Source organism: Bacillota bacterium (assembly GCA_012837335.1).
Taxonomy (GTDB): Bacteria; Bacillota; Limnochordia; order Darwinibacteriales; family DTU012; genus DTU012.
The window spans coordinates 1-19,070 of sequence record DURM01000088.1; the positions used below are offsets into that span (position 1 = coordinate 1).

Below are 19,070 nucleotides of genomic sequence, written 5' to 3' on the forward strand. Positions count from 1 at the left end.
GCCCCTTGAGCCAATCAATAGCGGCAGTCTAATCTTAACCATTCTGGCAGCCGCAGGGTTGATCGGAATTGGACTGTATGGATATGGAAAGCGAGATATTTACGGATAAAAAAATGGACTCCACTTTCGGAGTCCATTTTTGTTGGTTTATTATCCAGTTAAACCGGTCCGCTCGATACTCTCCACGAAGTAGCGCTGGAGGAAGGCGTACAGGATCAACAGCGGCAGAATGATTAAGAAGCTGCCGGCGTTGTTAACAAGCGATGCTTCCACCGGTGCGTGGAGATATTGGTCACCGAGAACGTTCCGGGCCAGGTCGTTTAACATAATCGGCAGAATCTTAGCCTTCGGCCAGTAGAAGCTGGTCAAGTTAAAGTCGTTCCACATCCATACGAAGGAGAAGAGGAACACGATTACCAAACCATGTCTGGCACCAGGCAGGACGATTCTAAAGAATGTTTTAAAGGGACCTGCGCCGTCTACATAAGCTGCTTCTTCCAGTTCCTTCGGCGCGCCTTTAAAGATCTGGCGCATGATGTAGATGTAAAGACCGTTTTTGAAACCGGAAGCGGTCATGGCCGGCAGTAAGAACGGCCAGTGAGTTCCCAAAAGATTGAGTCCGCCGTCGGCTAAAATGCCGAACAGGTCAAAGAACCGGAAGTTCAGATACAGCGGAATTAAGATCAGCTCCGGTGGAACTACCAGTGAGAAAATTACCAGCGCGAACCACAGGCCGTTGCCCACAAAGTTGTAGCGGGCAAAGCCGTAACCTACCAGTGTGCAGGAAACCAGCTGGAACAAACTCACCAGAAAGGCCAGTTTAAATGAGTTCCAGAACGCGATCGGAAATTCCATGAACCGATACGCAAGCTTATAGTTGTTTAAGCTTGGATATTTAGGAATAACCAGTACCGATGGATCCCAGACGTCGGTCCGGGTCATAATCGATGAACTGAATTTAACAATCAAGGGATACAAAATTACATATGAAATCCCGATTAGAATTAGATAGCGCAGGATTGATACGACGACGGAACCTACACGTCGGAAGTTGATTATTGATTTGCCATTGACTACCAGTTTACCGTAACTAATCTGCGCGTTTGTTTTAGCCATCATTAAACCTCCCAGCTCTTAGTCGTGATAGAATACTAGTCTGTTAAAGATCAGATAGACAATTCCTAGAATGAGACAAATCGCGCCGAAATAGATCCAAGACATTGCCGCACTGACACCAAATCCGGCTCCCTGGAAGGTTGTATTGCGAATCAACTGGATCAGTGTATTCGATGTCGAAGTAAAGAAGTCAATAATCGTATAGATAATGTTGGTCAGAATCAACGGACTGACCATCGGCAGCGTAATCAGCCAGAAGTTTTCCCAAGCTGTGGCGCCTTCTACCTCGGATGCTTCGTACAGCGAAGGAGAAATCGACTGCAGTCCTGCCAGGAAGATCAGGATCTGAATTCCGGAAGCGTTGATGATACTGGAAATACCGTCAACCGCCAGAGCAATATACTCCATAAATTTCTCCGGAACCTGCAGATAGGTCAGGAATGTACTTAAGGCCTGAAAGTCGATGAATGAGTACGTTTCCTGAACTTCTCCTCCAATAACTCCCATCATGTAGTCCTGAACCTCAAGCTGGAGAATAACTCCTGAAGCCAGTACTACCGGCAGGAAGAAAATCACCCGGAAAATCAATCTGCCTTTGAATTTTTGATTCAGCAAAAGCGCTGCAAAGAAACTGAATACCAGAATCCAGAACACATTTAAGAGCATGACGCCCATTACTTCCACCAATTGGCGGAAGAAATCTGCGTGGACGCGCAGCGCAAAGTAGTAGTTCTCAAAACCGATATAATTAGTTTCAAAACCGGTTTGGGTAATGGTGACTTCATTGATGCTGAGGATCACCGATTGAATAACCGGTGCCAGCACGAACAGTAAAAATCCGAGTATGAAGGGGAGAATGAAAATGTACCCGTATACATTCTCCCGCTGCCGCATAGTTAACCTAAACCGCTTCATTCAGCTCCCCCTCCCTAATCAGCTTGAAGCTGGTTCCATCAATCTCGATTCCCCGATACTTAACTGCGTCATTATTATAGTTGACAATAATGCTTAAGCCGTTTTCGTAAGTGGTCATGTAGACATTGTCAGTCAGCATTTCATGACCAACAATGCGCTGACCCTGAACCTGCTTGAGCACTGAGTTCATTGTCTCATAGGTTTCAACAGCCCGATCAAACCAGTCAGCGTAGTAGTTAGGGAAGAGATGATCGAATTCTGTGCCTTTTACAGCAGTTCCCTGCTCATACATCCAGCTGAAATACGGAGCAGCACCGGTCTCTAAAGCCTTGAGCACTGCGTAATCAAAGTCAGCAGCGTGGTTTAAAGGTGTACCGGCGTAGCTGACATAGCCGTGCAGCACCATTTGGTAGAACGGAATGCTGCGTCCAACAATATTGTAGTTGTTGGCTGTCAGTGGAATATTGATAATATGGCTGGCATAGGGCACAGCATAGACATTGGCGCGAGTGATCATCAACTCCAGCCCGCGCTCCTCTTTCAAGCGCTTCATAGCGTTCTGATTGATTACCATACTGTCTGCTCTGGAAACAGTCCGATCCACGTTGTGGTCGGAGTTAATCTGAGTGCCCAGATCACCGAGGGCTAAGCCGCCGATATTGTACTTCTGGTAATCAGTCATGAATTTATTGATCAAAGTATCTACCAGCGCGGGAGCTGTTACGTAAGCTGTAAAGAGATTATCCCGGATCAGCCATACCGGCTGGCGGTTTAAGCTTTGAGCCACATCGCGCTTCAAGTCAAGTCGATAATACTTAGTGTTATACAGATTGAGAAAATCAACATCCGGATAGAATCCAACGCCTGTGTCCTCTAGGAACTTAACCAGCTCTTTGAATTCATCCTCGGATCCTAATTTCTTCTCTAAGCGCACTCGATTCGGTGCTCCTGGAATCAGCCCGCCTTCCCGCCAACCGAGATAGCGCAGCTGGATATTTTCAACATTATTGTCGGCTAAGCCGGCAACAATCTCCTGAACCTCATTAAAGGATGTCAGCGGTGTAATAACGTCCCGGGGGATTCCCATGATTGATTCCCGCACCGGTGCAGCGCCAAACAGATCCAGGTAGAACGGTATGTCAGTTCTGGGATCTTGTCTCTTCAGATCGTACTTATTAACCAGGTGCTCCTGGAATCTTTGGGCCATGCCCACGTAGTTGGATTCTTCGTTCACTAAGAAGGAATAGCGGATTACGATATCCTCTTCCGGCAGTTCCTTAGCATAAGATTTAATCTGTCCCCGGGCACGGCGTGCCAGTTCTTCAGTTCTGTCAGTCTCAGTCAGGCTGATGTTCCCGAAAGGCAGGAGTATATACTCGCTGGACACTTTCGCGTTGGGAACGATATTGCTTGCGGTACTGGCCTTGATCCTGGCGATACCGCCGCCCTGCTCAATGATGGAGAAGAATGCCTTATCCTCTTCTTTTAAGCCGAAGACCGGCATGTATAATCTTTCTTTCAAGTAGCGGTCCTGGGGCAGCACTAATTCATGCTCGTTCAGACCGTATGCGATCGTATGGTCAGTGCCGTATACGTCTCTGGCATACTGAACCCCGGTAGCAACCTTGGTGTAAATTAAAGCGCCAGAACCGTCAGGAATCAAGATATAGCCATCCTTGCCCGCTGGCGAAGCGCCGAAATGAGGCAGAATGCTGATCGAATGCAGTGGGAAGTCCACCAGAGTTCCACCGATTTGACCAAAGTAATCATAAACCTGACTCCGGTTGGTCGGACGGAAGTTGCCCGATACACCGGTCAAGTAGCGGTCATTCGGCTCAACCTGCACCGGATAGTAGATCCGGTCCATAGGAATTCTCACTACTAAAGAGTCGCCCTCAACTACATACTCAATGCTGACGCGGAAAACTTCCACGTTCGGCTTCGGCGGCTCAATTTGGTTTGCCTCATGGTCTTTGGCAATCTCATAAGGCGTGTAGTTAATCGATTTCATCATATTTTGAATATCAGTGCGGTCCCACGGTCTGATTGAGTTATCAATCACGTACGCGGGCGTCTCGATTAACTGAGCGATATGCTCCAGGTGCAGATCAGCCGGCTCGGTCAGATCCGGATGAGCTGCAACAACTGTATCAACCAAAAGTTTGGTCAAAGTCTGCTTATCTTTAGTGCTTAAAGTCTGGCCTGGGGAAATAACTGCGTAATCCCCGAAATGCTGATCCATCAGCGGCAGGGCAGCCATCGTCACCTTTTCATTGTCAGGGCCGATCGGTGCCAGGGCCAGCAGCTTGAATTTGCTTTTCAGCCAGTTCGCGTCTTTTTCCGATAATTTGGGCAGAATCTCGTTTTCAAAGCGATCCTGCGGAACCATCAGCGGCAGCCAGTCATCTTCCCACCACTCCGGTCCAAACTGGTAGCTTACCCGAATACCGTTCTCAATCTCTTCGATTTCGAACTGTCCATATTCGATACTGTCCTTCCAGTTGTTCATCTGCTTCATTTCATCAGAAGGATTGTAATAAACAATTGCGATGGTTTCCCGTTCAGTTCTGCTGTTAGCAGGGTTGGAAAACCAAACGTCCCCTGTGTGGTTGTGCTGCACAGCAATATAGGTGGTTGCATCGTCAACATAGAGAGAAATCTCATCGGACTGCGCTGCCAACCGATAATTATCAGGGATCTGCTGGGCAGAGGCTATACTTGCCGCTGCCAACAGCGCTGTAACAAGAACAACAACTATCAGACCGATCCGATTTTGTTTCATCTTTCCGCTTCCTTTCACTTTTACCCAGGTTTTCTCCATTATCTAAACGCCAGCTCCAGATAAATCTTGTAGACAAAGCCGATTACCTGGTTTACTAAGCTGGTGAACAATAAGAGAATAAAGAGCACGATTGCGATTCCGGCAATGGTAGAAACCGATGTAACCAATGTTTTGCCGCCGGAGTAATCGTGGGTAATCATGGTACCGGCATAAATCAGCCCAATCATCCAAACCACGGCAATTGAAAGGGCCAGACTGATAAACGTACCTTCCGGCTGAGTTAAGAAATTACTGACCAGTGTCATCGGCACCAACACCAGGATTAACGGTGTCAGGGCGTAGCAGGTAGCAATATAAATGTCTTTAAAGGTGCCTTTTCCTTCCATGAGCGTTGTTAAAGCCCAGTTGCACATGCACCACAGCACGATTGGAATGAAAATACTTGACGCTTCTCTCAGGATGTTAAGTTCCCGCACCTGCAGTGTATTGAAAGTGAACGCCAGGTACTGGCGGTGAAACACCCAAGATAAGATGGTGAGCAGCAGTAAAACGTTAGCAGCTGCTACAGTACCGCGCTTCTCATGTTTCAAATCCCAGAAACCGTCAAAGGGATGGAAGATAACGTGCCAAGCATAACGCAGGCTGTCCAGAGTGCGCAGCCAGAACGCTTTGAACGAATGGGTATTTCTGATGGGAACACCAAGATACTCAACCACAGCGTCAGTTTCGCCGAGCCTGTCAACCAGTCTTTCACCGACAGCTTTCTTAAAGCGCACCCAAATCTGATAGCGGGAAATTAGGTAAATCGCTGCTGCAAAGATAATGATAATCCATGCCACAAGTCCAAAGTGATCATTAACCCAGTTTTGACGGTACTTGTCATAGGCCTGGGAGTATCCAGCCCGATTTTGGCCGTGCCGGTAGGATTCCATCGCTTCTTCGTAATGCCCATCGTAAAAGAGGGCGCGTCCAATACCGCTGTGGGCTACGTCTAAGTTAGGATTAATGCGGGTAAGTTGTTCCCAGGTATCAGTTGAGCGCTGGTAATCACCGCGATCATAGTGGTACAAGGCTGAGTGGACGAGCTGAGCATAGCCTGTTGGCTCAAAAATAGTTACTCTGCCGTCTGCGTCAAGCACGATCAGCTGCTCGCCTTTGGCGGTAATTGCCTGCGGACGGGTAAACAGACCGACAGCATCACCGATACCGCCGAATACATAGAGCAGATTACCTTGATTATCATAGGTGAAGATCCGTCCCCGCTGGCGATCCAACACCGAGAACATGCCGTATTCCCGGTTGACAACGTCAACAAAGCGGCTTCTAGTGTCATTAGCCTCACTGCTGTCAAATCCTGTAGTTGAGTCGCCCCGCATCGGCACAAAACCGTTGCGGACAATAATATCTACCCCTGAAGGGTTTAACCGCTTAACCGCGTCATCGCCTGCCGGTCCTGCCACAACAGAATAAATAAACCCTTCCGGATCAATATCAATACTGGCATACTCAATCGGCAGATAGAGCTGGCTTCTGTCTCTTTGAGCATCGGATTGAATGTAGCTCCAGAACAGCTCAACCGCTGAGCGGGATACTTTAGGTGCACCAACAAAACCGGTAAATCTGCCGTCATCATTTAAAACCACAATACCGTCATATAAGTCCTGCGCAATCAAATAAATCCGTCCGATGTGGTCCACTCCGATTTTCCGCGGCCGGAAAACAAAGCGGTCCGGGAACATATCCGGATAACCTTCATGGGGCGAAACAATAATATCGAGCAAATTACCATCGTTATCCAAGATAACAACCCGCTGATTGTTGGTGTCCGCTACATAAATCGTACCGTCGGGTGTAATAAAAAATCCTTCCGGTGAGCTGAAGCGATCGACTTTGTCACCGTTTTGAAACTCGCTGATACTTCTGACAAACTGCCAGTTCTCATCAAGTTCAATGATGCGGTGCTTGCCTGTATCCAAGATATAAATCTTATCTCCGACAATAGTAATATCTTGTGGGTTGCTTAAGGCATCCGCTCCCATATCCAGTCCGGTCATCATTGCTACCGGCAGATATGCTTGAGGAGCAGGAACCGGTTGACCCCAGTAGTCGTAAATGTAGCTTTCATATGGTACTACAAGTGATTCTACAGCAAATACCGCGCTAGGTAGCATTAGCAGCATAAAAATGATTCCAAATACGGTATAAGTTGTAACACTTTTTTTAATGCAGAGTTTCAATTACGGTCTCTCCTTCCAATACCATTACTATCTGTGTGCAGCTGAGTTAAATTGACGGCATGCGGCTGATAACAATAAGTATATACTATTTAATTGTTATTGCATTAACAGATCTTGGTGTTATCCATGGTAACTTAACATTTTCCCGGTTTATCCACAAAAAAAGCGTTCTTTTTTGCGAACACCTAAAAATTACTCACCACCTCAAAGGGCATAAAATGCGCCATTAGTTGTGTAAGCCTTAAGTGATCTATTACTTATTCCATCAAAAGTGCAAATACCCTTTTTTCTGGTTAAAACTGATCACTGCCAATATCATCCCTGCTCGGCAGCGTATTTCAACCGACAATATTAACAGTATAACAATTTTATATTAATATCTCAATATGGATCGTAGTATTTTTTCGGATTTTGCCGTCTTTACTCCGCTCAGATTGCTTGTAAAAGCCAGCAACACTGCTGCTGCCATAGCTGAGCTAGATCTTGATATTTTTAGCATTGATTTTGGAATTCACCGCTTTAACCATAAAAAATGAAAGACGCAAAAACTGTTATCTTTTTATGTTTATGAGAAAATATATTAACACAAGAAAAAGAACCTGTGGTATAATGTTAATATCATTTCCTTATAGGAGGGATTAATTTATGATGTTAAGAAAAAAACTGGGCTTGTCCCTGCTGCTGGCGCTGGTTTTAGTCGTAAGCGCAGCAGTCGCAGTCGGCGCTTATGAGCCGAGACCGGGAGTCTTAAGTCCCGACGAAGTTGATTTTGGCGGAAAGACTGTTACTGTGATTGTGAGAGACCTTGACTGGGTAGTTCACAACGGCGGAAAACCAACCGAAGAAAGAATCGCTGAAGCGGAAGCACTTTTTAACGTTAAAATTGAGACTGGCACATTCAATAACATTGAAGAACTCCAAAGCCGGATCATGGCTAACGACTCAGCCTATGATATTTTCAGATTCAACCACCGCTCCGGATACTTCCAACTGCTCGCAGCAGGCATGCTGCTGCCGATGAGCGAATATCTGCCGGATGAATACTTTGAAGCTCTGCCGGCATCGGACCGCTATACAATTGAAAAGTTATCCCATGGCGGCGAATACTACGGATTCGGTGTAGTATATGGCTTATTCAATGGTTCAATGATGATCCTCAGATACCCACTTGAACTGATTGAAGAAGCAGGCCTCGAGGATCCATATCAATTATGGCTCGAAGATCGCTGGGATTATCAAGTATTTGAAGAATACTTAATCGCCCTCACCCAGGATACTGATGGTGACGGCGTTAACGACCAATTCGGTATGTTCGACGTTGGCAACGCAATCGCAGCTTATCGCTTTATGCCCTTTAACGGCGCCGAAGTTGCCAAGAAGGATGAAAACGGCAAATGGGTTTACAGTCTGGGCGATTCAGATGCAATCAACGCTCTTAACCTGATCACCCGCTGGAAAGAGCTGGGCGTAATGGGTTCTGGCGGCGATGAGAAGACTGGTTTTCAATCATCCCACTTAGCAGGTATGCGCCACGCAATCGCGAAAGGCATTCCTCTCGGCTACGTTCCGTTCCCGAAAGGTCCCGATGTTGACAGATACCAATTCCCGGTATTCGACTTTACTACCAACATGCTGCCTGTCAACAGCGCATATCCGGAAGGCATGATCGCATTGGTTGACTTCCTCTTCAGATACGAAGACACTGAAGAGTACTTGGATTTCTATGTCAACAGCTACATGCAGTCCCGCGAGCAGTTAGACGTTTATATGGCTGGCGCTGAAGGCTGGCGCGGCGAAGGCGATATGTTCCAAAGCTCCGGTCTCTGGGATATTACCAACCCGGCTGTAACACCGATCGTTAACCTTGAAAAAGGTGCAGCTGCCGGTGTAGACGAAGTTCGTCCAGAAGCACAAGCATGGCTTGACGACTTCTTCCGCCAATAAAACTGATTAGCGATCAAAAAAGCTCTGCCGCGCGCGGCAGAGCTTTTTTTAATCCTGCTGTTAAGCATCTTGGTCAGTATCGCTGAGTCTAAAGAAGCGGATCTGCTCTCTCAGCTCAACAGCGACATTAGTAAGCTCCTGAGCGGAAGCGGCAATCTGCTGAATCGAAGCTGCCTGCTCCTGGGTACTGGAAGCAATCTGCTGTCCCCCGATATTGGCTTCAGTAATGCCTTTAATGATCTCATCCATACCTTGAGCCGCTGCTTCCACTGTATAGAGAATCCGCTTTAAGAGCTGCTCGCTGTTTTCGATCACCTTTAATGCCCGATCCACCTGCTCCGCTTCGGACTGCATTTCCACTACTGCATCTTTTACAGCAAGCTGAGTCTGCTTAACCAATCCGGTAATTTCCGAGGTTGCATTTTGGGACTGCTCAGCAAGTTTTCTTACCTCATCGGCAACTACTGCAAAGCCGCGGCCGTGCTCACCAGCTCGAGCTGCTTCAATCGCTGCGTTCAGCGCCAGCAGATTAGTCTGCTCCGCTATTTCGTTGATGGTGTTGACAATAAGGCTGATTTGATCGGAGCTGGAACCAACTACATTGATCTTTTCTACCAGCTGCGCTGTGTTCACCTTTAAAGCCTGCATTTCCCCGAGAATTTCGATCAGCGCCCGCTCTCCATGGGAAGCATCGCTGGAAATCTGTTTGGTAGTTTCATGCATGGTTTGGGCGTTGCTGTGCATCTGATCCAGAGTGCTGGAAAACTGGTTGGTGGTGCTGGCTACTTCATCGATTGAAGCGCTCACTTCCTCCGATGCCGCCGCCATCTCTTCGCTGGTAATGGTCAGATTTTCCACGACCCTGCTTACTGAAGCGAGCACTTGGCGCACCTGCTGCATGGTTTTGTTTATGGACTGGGCTGTCCTTCCAATCTCATCCTCAGTGTTAACCTGCAGAATTTTAGTTAAATCTCCTTCGGCTACCGCCTCCATGATCTGCTGGGCATTGCGGAGTGGGCGGACAATCCTTCTGCCGAACATGATCGCGGTTACCGAACCGGCAGCCACAAAGAGCAGTGTTATAAGGGTAAATCCAAGGGCAAGTTTTTTCACTCCCGCAGTGGCCTCTGATTCCAGAGCACCAACAGCTAAACTCCAGCCCAGCTCCCCAACGGGAATCACAGCGGCTATTGATCGACCGAGCTCACCCAGCTGGAAGCGGACTACCTGCGCCTGTCCCAACCCCGCTGCTGCTAATTCCTCTCCGAAGGCAGTGTAATCGTTGGAATCAGCAAAGATATTCACCTGATTTTCAATCATTTCCGGGTTAGTATGAGCGTAGAATGTGCCGTCAGAGCTGATGATCGCCGACCAAGCGTGCTCTCCAACCCCAAGGCCTTGAATCGTCCTGTCGAGGATGGTGCTGCTCTTCTCTCCAATCAGAGCCCCGATTACTTCATCCCAATCAATAATGGGCACTGCAAACATCAATACCCGCTCGTTGGTTTCGGGATTAATCATGACTTCTGATACTGCCGCTTCTCCGGCTAGGGCTTTCTGGACATAGTTCCGGTCACCAAGGGGTATTTTAGTACCATCGGCATAATAGGCAGTGCCATAGCGGTCCACTGCTCCGATTGAGATAAATTCGGTTAAATGCTCTTCCTGCCGAGCAAGCGTCTGCCGCTGCACAGCTGATCCCATGGAATGAAGACCCGCCAGTCCGGAAATGGCCTCCAACACAGTATGCTCTGTCTGCAGTGTGCTTTTCAGCTGCCGGGCAGCGTGGGTGGCGTGCGTAATCAAGGTAACCTCCATTTGATCTATGATCATCGCCGAGCTGTAAATGTAGGCAGATATACTTAAGCCTGCTGCAACTAAAAGCACGATAATACCGGTTAAGTATGCGTTTTTCGCTCCAATGCTCAACTTCTTCAACATCTATTTTCCCCTCCTAAGCTGTTTACTTTGACGCATTCCGCATTATTATACCTTTGTTTCGCTGAATTCCAAATAATTCCTATCGGTATTATACTAGATTATATACTATCTGGTTGAGAAAAGGAATATAACTAATAAACTAGAAATCTATATTTCAGCTGATAATTTAGTAAGGAGAGGAAGCTGTTGATGAAAAAACCATTGAACCAAACCTGGGATTTAGAAAGCATCTTCCCGGGTGGAAGTGATTCACCGCAATTTGCAGCCTACATAGATGAACTAAGAGCGGGTATAGCTGACCTGGAGCAAAAAGTAGAAGCTCTCAACGCTGCAGCCGAGCCAGCTGAGTGGAAGCTGGTCATCGACCATATTCAAGAGCTCATGGCTAAACAGCGCCAAGCCGCTGCGTTTATCAGCTGTTTAACCGCTCAAGATGTCCATGATAACAAAGCTAAGCTGTTAAGCGGTCAAGTGCGCCAAATCGGAGCGAGTTTTCAATCTGTGTTGGTTAATTTTGATGACCGCCTCAACAAATATCCGGACAGTCTGTGGGACAGCTTTATTGAGAACGAAGTATTCGCTGATCTGCGCTTTGCGATTAACGAAAGAAGGAAAAGAGCCAAGAACCGCTTATGCGCCCACCGCGAGAGTTTGGCCAATGATTTAGCCGTTGACGGCTACCACGCTTGGAGCGATCTGTACTATACAATTGTTGGTCGAATGGGCATTGATATAGAAGCAGACGATGAAGTCAAAACCGTATCCATGGGCCAGGCAGCCAACCTCTTGGCCAGCCCAGAGCGGGAGCTCAGACAGCAGGTATTTACCAAGTACGAGCAGGCTTGGGCTCAGGAAGCGGAGCTGTTCAGCAGCTGCCTAAACCACCTAGCTGGCTACCGCCTTACGCTGTACCGCCACCGCAAGTGGGACGATGTGTTGAGCGAACCTTTGGAAATCAACCGGATGTCCGCTGATACTTTAGCAGCAATGTGGGATACGATCAGTAAAAACAAAGCTAAAGTGGTCCAGTATCTCAACCGCAAAGCTGAGCTTTTAGGCTTGGATAAGCTATCCTGGTACGATTTAGATGCTCCACTCGGCAGCTCCCAGGCGAAAATGAGCTACGATCGGGGAGCCGAGTTTATTGTGGAGCAGTTCCATAAATTTGATCCGAAGCTGGCGGAGTTTGCAGCCAACGCCCTAGAAAATCGCTGGGTTGAGGCGGAAGACCGCCCCGGCAAGAGGGCAGGCGGTTTCTGCACCAGTTTCCCAAACTCCAATGAATCGCGGATCTTTATGACTTACAGCGGTACACTTGGTAATGTTTCAACATTAGCCCACGAGCTTGGTCACGCTTACCATCAGCATGTGATGCAGGGTGTTTCCCAGATGAATCAGCGCTACGCCATGAATGTTGCGGAAACAGCATCAACCTTCGCAGAAATGCTGGTAGCCGATGCTGCCATCAAAAACGCATCCACCGATGAAGAACGCCTGGTTTTACTGGAAGACAAAATTCAGCGTGTGGTCGCTTTCTTTATGAATATTCACGCCCGCTTCCTGTTTGAAACCAGATTTTATGAGCGGCGCAAAAAAGGCTTGGTCAGCGTTGAGGAGCTCAACGAATTGATGGTAACAGCTCAGAAAGAAGCTTATGTGGACAGCTTGGCACAGTACCATCCGTACTTCTGGGCATCGAAACTGCATTTTTACATCACCGGTACGCCGTTCTACAACTTCCCATATACCTTCGGCTATCTGTTCAGCTCCGGCATCTACGCCCAAGCGCTGGAAGCAGGACCCGGGTTTGCGGAAAAGTATCGGGAGCTGCTCCGGGATACAGGGCGGATGCGGGTTGAAGATCTGGCTAGAGTCCACCTCGGTGTCGATTTGACTAAACCGGATTTCTGGCAGGATGCAGTCAACTTAGCCCTCGCTGATATTGATGAGTTTTTAGTTCTGTCTAAGAAGAATTAATGCAGAAAAATACCGCCTCTGGCACAGCCGGAAGCGGTATTTTTGATCTACAGCTCAGCAATGATTTTGTTCAGCTCCTGATAAGCCAGAGCAAACATCTTGGGACCTCCATCAGGAAGTTCAGATCCCGGTGAATCCTGTTCCACCTCTGCCGGACCATCGTAGCCTTTAAGATGGGGTTCTAAGGATAAGAAGCCGCCGGGATTAAGCTCAGCAAATTCCGCCAAGATTTCTTTCAGCCTGCCATCGCCGTGTCCCGCCGGCACCACTTTACCATCGGCGAAATTAGCATCTTTAATATGCAGATAAATAACCTGGTCTTTCAGCAGATTCCACGCTTTAGGATAAGTCTCCACATTACACTGAATAAAGTTGGCTGGATCAAAGATTGCTTTTACATCATCGCAGTTTAAGGAAGTGAGCAGGTCTAAACAGCGCTCAGCGGTATCGCCATAAATTCCTTTCTCATTTTCATGAAGCAGAATTATACCTGAACCCCTTGCTGCCTCGATAAACTCACCCCACCGGTCAATCACTGCGCTCCGGTAATCAGCCGGATCTTCCCCTTTCGGCATCCAGAAGCTGAACATCCGGATATAAGGGGCCTCCAGTAAGTAAGCAAGATCTAAAGTATGTTTAAACAAATCCAAATGAGGTGTAAAATTCTCGGTAATACCATATTTGCCGATCGGCGAACCCACTGCAGACAGTCTAAAGTTCTCTGCATCTAGCTGTTTCTTAATTTCTTTTGCTTCAGCCGCGGTATGCTTAACTAATTCTCTGCCATTTACCCGCCGCATCTCAATATGATTGATCCCAAACAACTTAAGAACCTCAAGCTGGATCTTTAAATCCTGGTCAATCTCGTCTGCAAACGCCGACAGCACAAATTTACTCATCCCTCTGCCTCCTTTATACTAGTTAAATCATAAACTGTTTTCTAACATAACCTTAATCTATTTTGGCGTTTTTCCTGGAATTATCCTTTTTTAGGCTTACTATCAAGGGGAAAGCAGAAGCGAAGTAAATTAATATGAAACAAGCAGGCAAATGCCTGCTTGTTCTGTATATGCTTTACTGATCAAGGGTAAAGAAATCAGTCTGCTGTTTGAGTTTTTCTGCCATTTCAGTAAGATCATGGGCAGAGCTGGCAATCTCCTGGATTGAAGCTGCTTGTTCCTCAGTCGCGGAGGCAATTTCGTGGCCGCCGGTGTTTACCTCTGTCAAGCCTTGGGTCAGCTCTTCGATTTGCGATGTCATCTGATTCACAGCTACCAGAATCTTATGCAGCTCTTCTTCGCTGGTTCTGACAGTGCTGAGGAGCTGTTCCACATGGGCTGATTCTTCATGCATTTCTTTGACTGCCGCTTCAATATCAGACTGGGTCTGCCGCACTAAAGCTGCGATTTCCGCTGTAGCCTGAGCAGACTGCTCAGCAAGTTTTCTTACTTCATCAGCAACCACGGCGAATCCGCGGCCGTGCTCGCCAGCTCGGGCTGCCTCGATAGCCGCGTTTAAGGCCAGCAGATTGGTCTGCTCCGCAATATCATTGATGGTATTGACAATCTCACCAATTTTCTTGGAGCTGGCACCTACAGTGTTGACTTTATCAGCCAGCTCATCGGTATTCACCCGCAGATCATGCATCTGGCCGACAATCGCTTCTAACGCCTGCTCGCCGGCAGCAGCGTGATCAGATACCTCTTGGGAGGTGCTGCTCATCACCTGGGCATTGGCATGCATCTGATCCAAGGTACTGGAAAACTGGTTGGTAGTGCTGGCTACTTCTTCAATGGACGCTGTTACTTCTTCAGATGCTGCCGCCATATCGGCGCTGGTACGGGCCAGGGTATTAACTGCTTCACTGACTAACTGCAGCACTCCCCTGATATTCTCCATAGATTTATTGATTGATGCAGATACTTTGCCTACCTCATCTTCACTTTTCACATCAAGTAGCCCCGACAAATTTCCACTTGCCACTTGGCCCATAATTGCTTCAATATCCCTCAGCGGTCTAGTCAGGCGTCTGCCGATCAATGTTACCAAGAGCGCTCCGGCTACCGAAACTGCTACTGCGATCAAAATCAACGCGTACCCCAGCTGTTTAACACCAGCCAGTACTTCATCTTCCCGCGCTCCCACTGCAATGGTCCAGTTAGTTGACTCAACAGGCGATAAACCAACTATACTGAGTTGATCATCTAATGTGTAGCGAATAATACCGCTTTTTCCTCGGCCCAGCTTTTCAACTTCCCGACCAACTGCATAGTAAGGGCTGGTTTCGTCAAAGATGCTCACCTGATCCAGCACTAGCTGCTCATCTTGGTATGCAAAGACCCTTCCATCTGTTCCAAACACATACGCCCAGCCGCTTTGGCCAAAACCTAAACCGGCAATCATATCGCTGAGGGCTGTGCCCGGTTTTCGGGCGACGAGAGCGCCGAGCACGCCGCTAGAATCTTTAATGGGAATAGCATACATCATGACCAGCTCATTGGTAACCCGACTCACAAGAATATCAGAGATTGCCGGCTCACCGGCTAATGCTTTCTGAATATAATCGCGATCGCCTAGGTTTGCAGTCTGTCCGTCGTGGTATTGGACAAAACCGTTTTTATCGGCTATTCCTAACGAGATAAAATTCTGCAGGCGCTCGGTTTCTGGAACGAGTACGTTTTTCTGCACCTGCCAGTTCATAGTTTTAATTTCCCACCGCTCAGCAATTCCCGCCAAGGCTTCTAACTCTGCCTGCAGCTGCAGTTCCAAAAGATCGCTCGCCTGAGTTGCGCTGGTAATCAGCATATCTTCCGCCTGATTAACTAAAATCTTAGAGCTGTATATGTATGCCAGACCGCTCACAAGAATAACTGCAAGTAAAATCAGGCTGCCGCAAAAGATACCAATTTTTCCTCCTAAACTGCGTCTTCTAAGCATTCACTATCTCCTCCATTACACTGACACTTAACCGTTATTTTACCCCCAATTAATATATACAAGAAATTACTGCGAATTCCTACTTTATCAGCGGCCGAAAACAAGCTCAGCGCTAATTCCATCTGTAATTTCGCCGCCAATCTTGCTGACATAGGACTGCTCACCCGAAAGCAAGCTGCTGATGATTTCGACTTGCACCCGCTCTGAATTGGGATCAATCGGTGGGAAGATAATCGTACCAGATACGCTTTCCCCGTATCCATCACCGATCGGATCGGTAAGATTTCCGGTGTAGTCTAAAGCTGAGAACTCACTGCCCAGGTTATCCCTAATCTTAGCCTCCAATGGTTTAAGATAAATCGGTGTGCCTTTGTTTGATAATCTGATGGTAAGGACTGTCTGTTCATTCTGCAGCTCAACCACAGCCTGATTAAGGCTGAGCCGGGCGCAGCCGCTTAAAAGCAGCGTTACAGCTAGCAAAAATATTATCTTCTGTTTCAATGTCGGCACGCTCCTTCCTATTTGTTCCTTCGCTTATGCGGACTTCAAACCCTCCCCATAGATATTTATCATAAATTGCTTGTTCTTTAAAGGGAAGCGGCGCTCAACTGCGAATTTTTTATGTAAAGACATGGGAGGTGTTTTGATGCAGAATCACTACACTTTAGTGCTGATTAAACCATCAGCTGTTAGACGGAGACTGTGCGGTGAAATTATCAGCCGCTATGAGCGGGCCGGTTTGGGCTTAGTGGGTTTGAAATTGGAGCAGTTTCCTCCGGAAACTTTCGCAAAATTATACCAGGAACATCAGGGAAAAGATTTCTATCCTAAGCTTGTTGAGCAGATGAGCTCGGATTCTATCTGCGCCCTGGTGCTGACAGGTCCGGAAGGTGTTGTGGAAAAAGTGCGGGCGTTAAATGGAGCAACCAACCCCGTCAACGCTGCTCCCGGAACTATCCGAGGTGATTATGCCGCCGCGATGGATCCGGATAATATTGTCCATGCCTCTGATTCGCCCCAAAGCGCTGAGCGAGAAATCAAGATTTTTTTCCCAGACTTCTGCTTTAAATAGCATTATACCGGCATGCCCTGTAAATAAACGGGGCATTACTTATTTTTATGATAAAAGGGGTTGAAAACTCAGCCCATTTAGATTACTATGGTAATACCTTTCAAGAAAATATTAGCAAGTTAGTTACTTATTCTGAACACTGTGCTTGTTTTGAATCTGATTAGGAGGTTTATCATGTAATGACCGGTGAGCGACTTTCAAAAGGGTGGATCAGGCTGATTGTGGCAGTTATGCTTGCCAGCATCTATGCGATTGTATGGGCTGCAGGCGGGACAACTCACGCTGCACCTCACTTGTTTTACATCCCCATTATCTTATCGGCGTTGGTTTTGTCTTGGCAGGAATCGCTGGCCACAGCAGTGATCGGTGCGCTGTTAATGTCTCAGTGGTTAATGCCGCTGTCCCGTGAGCCACTGATCTATCAGACTACTGGCAATTGGGTGCTGCGGTTGTTTATCTGGGTTGGAGTATCGCTGTGGACTTCTTTTGTTTTCTCCTTCTGGGAGCGGCGGTCAAAAGCGTATCAAGCCCAGGCTGGAGAGTTTGCCCACCTTTACCGGGCCAGTCTTCACGCTCTGGTAAGTCTTACAGAGCTTAGGGACAGTGATGTTACCGGCAAACACATCAACCGTCTCCATCACTACACGAGGCTTTTAACCGAATATTTCAAAATGAGTGAAGAACAGAGAAATATCATAGCCTGGTCGATTGCCTTTCACGATATCGGTAAAGTGGCCATGCCGGACAGTATCTTAAAAAAACCCGGCCCTCTCACTCCAGATGAGTGGAAGACTATGAAAGAACATCCTATTCACGGAGCCAAGATTATTGACTCTATCGGCAAGAAAGCGAAAATCACGGATCCTTTTGTCCAGGAATACCTACAGACAACCAGGGATATCGCTTTGTACCACCATGAATGGTATGATGGTTCCGGATACCCATACGGAATAAAAGGGGACGAGATCCCCTTAAGCGCGCGGATTGCCGCTGTCTGCGATGTGTATGATTCGCTTCGCAGCGAACGTCCCTACAAAAGAGCATTTACCCACGACGAGGCCGTGGAAATCATTCTCTCGGAATGCGGCACCCATTTCGATCCCATGATCTGCAGGGCTTTTGAGAGTTTAGCAGATCAGTTTAATCAGGTGTGGTGTGAACACGCTGAGTCAAGGCGAAAAATGACTAACACAGCGTAAAAACAGCATTTAATTCAGCAAAGATGGAGACAGCAGGGCAGGAACCTGCTGTCTTTTTTTGAACATAATACTATCGGGAGTGATTATATGGCAAAGATCAGTAAAAAAGACCGCACCCGCCGTTTAATTGCAGAGAATTCGGGCTTGTTTCAATGTCCGATCTGCCGCGGTCCCGCAGAAATTGACGGCTACTCACTCAGATGCAGTACTTCCCACACTTTTGATCTAGCGAGAAAAGGGTATCTGAATCTTTTAGTTTCCGGGAAGGCTCCCGTGTATGAGCAGGAGCTGTTCCAGGCCAGACAGCAGATCAGCAGCGCCGGTTTCTTCGATCCTTTAATCGATAAGCTGGTAGGGATTATTCGAGTTTACCACAGCTCAGCCAACCTTGATTTACGCATCCTCGATGCTGGATGCGGTGAAGGTTCTCACCTATACCGGCTGGTTAATAAACTAGATCGGCAGGCGGTATGCATCGGCGCTGACATTGCCAAAAGCGCAATCAATCTGGCTGCCAATCACAGCGCCGATATTCTCTGGTGCGTTGCAGATCTAGCGGGGCTGCCCCTTCAAGATCGAAGTATTTCCGTGATCTTAAATATCCTGGCTCCAGCCAACTATGGGGAATTTGCCAGGATTTTACATGATGGCGGCATTGTAATTAAAGTTGTTCCCGGTCCTGATTACCTTAAGGAGCTGCGCAGCAGCGGCTCAGCGGAAACATACTCCAACCAGAGAGTGATTGAGCATTTCCAGGAAGAAGCAGTTTTACTGGAACAGCATCGAGTCAGCTATGAATTTGAAATCGCACAAAAACTGTGGCCCCATTTGGTGGGCATGACACCATTGACTTGGTCGCAGGATCAGGAGAAAATCCTTGAAGCTGTTCGGGATCAGAACCGGGTGACAGGCGATTTTACAGTCCTAGTGGGCAGTTTCTGCCCATGAGA

At 47.5% G+C, this 19,070-nt stretch carries 13 protein-coding genes; 5 read left to right on the forward strand and 8 right to left on the reverse strand.

The window, feature by feature from the left end; all coding sequences use genetic code 11:
* Nucleotides 1-150: 150 nt before the first annotated feature.
* From GX019_10995 to GX019_11010, 4 genes are read right to left on the reverse strand one after another with little or no spacing between them, the layout of a single operon-like run.
* A complete protein-coding gene (locus GX019_10995; protein ID HHT37682.1) occupies nt 151-1,116 on the reverse strand; it encodes a carbohydrate ABC transporter permease in 966 nt (321 codons plus the stop codon).
* 18 nt (nt 1,117-1,134) lie between these two features.
* The gene (locus tag GX019_11000; GenBank protein HHT37683.1) at nt 1,135-2,031 is read right to left on the reverse strand and encodes a sugar ABC transporter permease; all 897 of its coding nucleotides are present in this window, start codon (nt 2,029-2,031) and stop codon (nt 1,135-1,137) included.
* Nucleotides 2,018-4,813, reverse strand: a complete 2,796-nt coding sequence (locus GX019_11005) for a hypothetical protein (GenBank protein ID HHT37684.1) — start codon at nt 4,811-4,813, stop codon at nt 2,018-2,020. The genes GX019_11000 and GX019_11005 overlap by 14 nt, the downstream gene beginning before the upstream one ends.
* A gap of 38 nt (nt 4,814-4,851) precedes the next feature.
* Complete coding sequence (locus GX019_11010) at nt 4,852-6,993, reverse strand: hypothetical protein (GenBank protein HHT37685.1); 2,142 nt, start codon at nt 6,991-6,993, stop codon at nt 4,852-4,854.
* Between the two features lie 702 nt (nt 6,994-7,695).
* Between GX019_11010 and GX019_11015 the strand changes: the two genes are divergently transcribed.
* On the forward strand, nt 7,696-8,994 hold the full coding sequence (locus GX019_11015) for an extracellular solute-binding protein (GenBank protein HHT37686.1): 1,299 nt from the start codon (nt 7,696-7,698) through the stop codon (nt 8,992-8,994).
* Between the two features lie 60 nt (nt 8,995-9,054).
* Here GX019_11015 and GX019_11020 read toward each other — a convergent pair whose 3' ends face one another.
* Nucleotides 9,055-10,935 carry a methyl-accepting chemotaxis protein gene (locus GX019_11020; GenBank protein HHT37687.1) on the reverse strand — a complete coding sequence of 627 codons (1,881 nt, stop codon included), beginning with the start codon at nt 10,933-10,935 and terminating at the stop codon, nt 9,055-9,057.
* Between the two features lie 189 nt (nt 10,936-11,124).
* On the opposite strand from GX019_11020, the gene GX019_11025 reads away from it, so the two are divergent.
* A complete protein-coding gene (locus tag GX019_11025) occupies nt 11,125-12,912 on the forward strand; it encodes a M3 family oligoendopeptidase (GenBank protein ID HHT37688.1) in 1,788 nt (595 codons plus the stop codon).
* A gap of 47 nt (nt 12,913-12,959) precedes the next feature.
* On the opposite strand, the gene GX019_11030 is transcribed toward GX019_11025, so the two are convergent.
* The 3 genes from GX019_11030 to GX019_11040 form a co-directional block, all read right to left on the reverse strand.
* The gene (locus GX019_11030) at nt 12,960-13,811 is read right to left on the reverse strand and encodes a sugar phosphate isomerase/epimerase (protein ID HHT37689.1); all 852 of its coding nucleotides are present in this window, start codon (nt 13,809-13,811) and stop codon (nt 12,960-12,962) included.
* Nucleotides 13,812-13,986: 175 nt separating this feature from the next.
* Nucleotides 13,987-15,849, reverse strand: coding sequence for a methyl-accepting chemotaxis protein (locus tag GX019_11035; protein ID HHT37690.1), 1,863 nt, complete (start codon nt 15,847-15,849; stop codon nt 13,987-13,989).
* 87 nt (nt 15,850-15,936) lie between these two features.
* Nucleotides 15,937-16,350: a hypothetical protein gene (locus tag GX019_11040; GenBank protein ID HHT37691.1), complete on the reverse strand. Its 414-nt coding sequence runs from the start codon at nt 16,348-16,350 to the stop codon at nt 15,937-15,939.
* A gap of 145 nt (nt 16,351-16,495) precedes the next feature.
* Here GX019_11040 and ndk point away from each other — a divergent pair, with 145 nt between their 5' ends.
* The 3 genes from ndk (at nt 16,496) to GX019_11055 (ending at nt 19,068) form a co-directional block, all read left to right on the forward strand.
* Nucleotides 16,496-16,921, forward strand: coding sequence for a nucleoside-diphosphate kinase (gene ndk, locus GX019_11045; protein ID HHT37692.1), 426 nt, complete (start codon nt 16,496-16,498; stop codon nt 16,919-16,921).
* Between the two features lie 179 nt (nt 16,922-17,100).
* Nucleotides 17,101-18,120 (forward strand): HD domain-containing protein, encoded by a 1,020-nt coding sequence (locus GX019_11050; protein ID HHT37693.1) that lies wholly within the window; start codon nt 17,101-17,103, stop codon nt 18,118-18,120.
* Between the two features lie 87 nt (nt 18,121-18,207).
* Nucleotides 18,208-19,068 (forward strand): methyltransferase domain-containing protein, encoded by an 861-nt coding sequence (locus GX019_11055; protein ID HHT37694.1) that lies wholly within the window; start codon nt 18,208-18,210, stop codon nt 19,066-19,068.
* Nucleotides 19,069-19,070: the final 2 nt, after the last annotated feature.